At 73.0% G+C, this 3593-nt stretch carries 1 protein-coding gene; it reads left to right on the top strand.

The genetic code is table 11. The features are described from left to right. Positions 1-3593: acyltransferase domain-containing protein (locus tag ACWC5O_RS45130; protein ID WP_450781345.1), on the top strand; the 3593-nt coding region annotated here is incomplete at both ends.

Below are 3593 nucleotides of genomic sequence, written 5' to 3'. Positions count from 1 at the left end.
CAGGCCGCTGCGGGTGTGGCGGGTGTGATCAAGATGGTGCTGGCTCTGCAGTACGGGGTGCTGCCGCGCACCTTGCACGCGGACGAGCCGTCGTCCCACGTCGACTGGTCCGCAGGCGCGGTCGACCTGCTCACCGACAACGCCGACTGGCCGAGGGCCGAGGGAAGGACACGCCGTGCCGGTGTGTCGTCGTTCGGTATCAGCGGCACGAACGCGCATGTGGTGCTGGAGGAGGCGCCGGTCCGGGAGGAGACCGAGCCGGTGAGTGCGCCGGCCGGCGGTGGTGGCCTGGTGCCGTGGGTGGTGTCGGGCCGTACGGCCGCGGCGCTGCGGGACCAGGCTGCGCGGCTCGTGGAGTTCGTGACCGCAGACGAGTCGCCGGGTGTCGCCGAGGTCGGTGCTTGTCTGGTGCGGTCGCGGTCGTTGTTCGAGCACCGGGCCGTGGTCTGGGGCACCGACCGTACGGAGTTGCTGCGCGGCCTTGAGGCGGTCGCATCCGGAGAGGAGACGGCGAACGCCGCCACGGGCACGGCCCGGCGGGACGCGCGCACGGCGTTCCTGTTCGCCGGGCAGGGCTCCCAGCGACTTGGTATGGGCCGGGAGTTGTACGAGACGTATCCGGTCTTCGCCGACTCCTTCGACGCCGCGTGCGCCCATCTGGACGCGGAACTGCCCCGCCCGCTGCGAGAGGTGGTGTTCGGGGACGACGTCGACCTGCTGAACCGGACCGAGTTCACCCAGCCCGCCCTCTTCGCCCTGGAAGTCGCCCTCTTCCGGCTGCTGGAGTCGTGGGGTGCGCGTCCGGACGTGCTGGCCGGTCACTCCATCGGTGAGATCGCGGCGGCGCATGTGGCGGGGGTGTGGTCTCTGGCGGACGCGTGCCGTCTGGTGGCTGCGCGCGGCCGGCTGATGCAGGCCCTGCCGTCCGGCGGCGCGATGGTCGCCCTCCAGGCGACGGAGGAGGAAGTCCTTCCGCTGCTGGCGGGCCGGGAGGCCGAGGTGGGCATCGCCGCGGTCAACGGCCCCCGCTCGGTGGTCGTCGCGGGCGCGTCGGAAACGGTGGAGGACATCGCGGCACACTTCCGTGCCCAGGCCCGCAAGGCCACGACCTTGCGGGTGAGCCACGCCTTCCACTCCCCGCTGATGGAACCGATGCTCGCGGACTTCCGCAAGGTCGCCGAGAGCCTGACGTACGAGCGTCCGAAGCTGCCTCTCGTCTCCACGGTGACCGGCGCCGCCCTCACCGCCGACGAGCTGATGTCCCCCGACTACTGGGTGCGGCACGTGCGTCAGCCGGTCCGTTACGCCGAAGCCGTCCGCGCCCTCGCCGAGCAGGGCGTCGGCCGCTACCTCGAACTCGGCCCCGACGGCACCCTGACCGCCCTCGCCCAGGCGTCCCTCGACGACTCCGGGACAGCGGTGCTCGTACCGTTGCTGCGCAAGGACCGGGCGGAGGCACCGACCCTGCTCGCCGCGCTCGCCGCCCTGTTCGTCCACGGCGCCGACACCGACTGGCGGACGCTGACCGGCGGCGACCGGGCCACGTCCGTGCACCTGCCGACATACGCCTTCCAGCGCCGCCGGTACTGGCCCAACCTCACCGGCGTCACCCTCGGCGACCTTGGTTCGGCGGGCCTCGGTTCGGCCCAGCACCCGCTGCTGGGCGCCGCCGTACGCGTGGCCGGGAGCGAGGAGGCACTGTTCACCGGGCGGCTCTCGCTCAGGACGCACCCGTGGCTGCGCGACCACGCCGTGACCGGCACGGTCCTCTTCCCGGGCACCGGATTCCTCGAACTCGCCCTGTGCGCCGCCGGACAGCTCGGCTACGACCGGGTCGAGGAACTGACCATCGCCGCCCCGCTGATCGTGCCCGAGCGCACTGGAAGGCTGGTGCAGGTCAGGGTGGGCGCGCCCGACGAGTCCGACACGCGCACCCTCGAGGTGTACTCCCGAGCAGAGGACGCGCTCGACACCGACCCGTGGACGCTGAACGCCAGCGGCTCACTGGCCGCCGGACCCGCGTCCGCCGACACCTCGGCTCCCGACCTGTCGGCATGGCCGCCGCCGAACGCCGAGGCCGTCCCCATGGAGGGCTTCTACGACAGTTTCGCCGAGGCCGGATTCGCCTACGGGCCGGTGTTCCAGGGCCTGCGCGCGGTCTGGCGGCGCGGCGACGAGGTCTTCGCCGACGTCGGACTGCCCGACGACCACGAGCGGCTGGCGGGCGACTTCGGCGTCCACCCGGCGCTGCTGGACTCCGCGCTGCACGCGATGATGTTCGTGTCGCTGGCCGAAGCAGGAAAGGGACGGCTGCCGTTCTCCTGGAGCGGGGTGTCGCTGCGCGCGTCGGGCGCGCGGGCACTGCGTGTACGCATGGTGCAGGCCGGACCGGAAGCCGTCGCCCTGCACCTGGCCGACCCGACGGGCGGCACGGTCGCCTCCGTCGAGTCGCTGCTGCTACGCCAGGTCTCGGGCGACCTCGCGGCCCGCGCCGAGGCCGACGGCCACCGCGACGGTCTCTTCCAGGTCGACTGGGCGAAGGTGTCACCACCCGAGGGGAACGCCTCCACGAACGGCGGGTTGGCGGTGGTCGGCGCCGTGGAGCTCGCGCCCGGCGCACCGACGTACCCGGCCCTGACCGAGCTGCCGGGCACCGTGCCCGCGACCGTACTGTTCGCCGCCGGTCCCGGTCTGGGCGGCGGGAGCGAGGAAGCGGCGGGCGTGGCGGACGCGGCCCGTGCCGCCACCGGCCGTGTCCTGGACGCCGTACGGTCCTGGCTCGCCGACGAGCGCTTCGAGGAGTCTCGTCTGGTGGTCGTCACCGAAGGGGCGGTCACGCTCGACGGTACGGCTCCCGATCCGGCCTTGGCCGCGGTGTGGGGCCTGGTGCGGGCCGCGCGCGCCGAGGCGCCCGACCGTTTCGCACTGGTCGACACGGACGGCACCGACGCGTCCCGCGCCGCGCTCGCCCAGGCCCTGGCGTCGGGGGAGCCGGAGATCGCGCTGCGCGACGGCGTTGCCCATGCGCCGCGCCTGGGCCGTGTCCCGGCCGTCGGCGGACTCCCGCTCCCGGCCGGCGAGCCGGCCTGGCACCTGGACAGTACGGAGAAGGGCACCCTGGACAACCTCGCCCTGACCTCCTTCCCGGAGGGAACAGCAGAGTTGACGGAGGGTCAGGTTCGTGTCGCCGTACGCGCGGCGGGCGTCAACTTCCGCGACGTGCTCAACGCGCTCGGCATGTACCCGGGCGAGGCAGGCCTGCTGGGCGGCGAGGGCGCGGGTGTGGTGACCGAGGTTGGTCCCGGTGTGACGGGACTGGCTGTGGGTGACCGGGTGATGGGCATGTTCCCCGGCTCGTTCGGGCCGGTGGCGGTGGCGGATGCGCGGACGGTTGCGCGGATTCCGGCGGGTTGGTCGTTCGCGCAGGCGGCTTCGGTACCGATTGTGTTCCTGACGGCGTTCTACGCGCTCACCGATCTGGGTGGGGTTCGGGCCGGGGAGTCGGTGCTGGTGCATGCGGCTGCCGGTGGTGTGGGTATGGCGGCGACGCAGTTGGCGCGGCATTTGGGTGCTGAGGTGTTCGGTACGGCGAG

This window comes from Streptomyces sp. NPDC001450, assembly GCF_053597295.1.
This window is presented reverse-complemented; position numbering and strand designations above follow the sequence as displayed.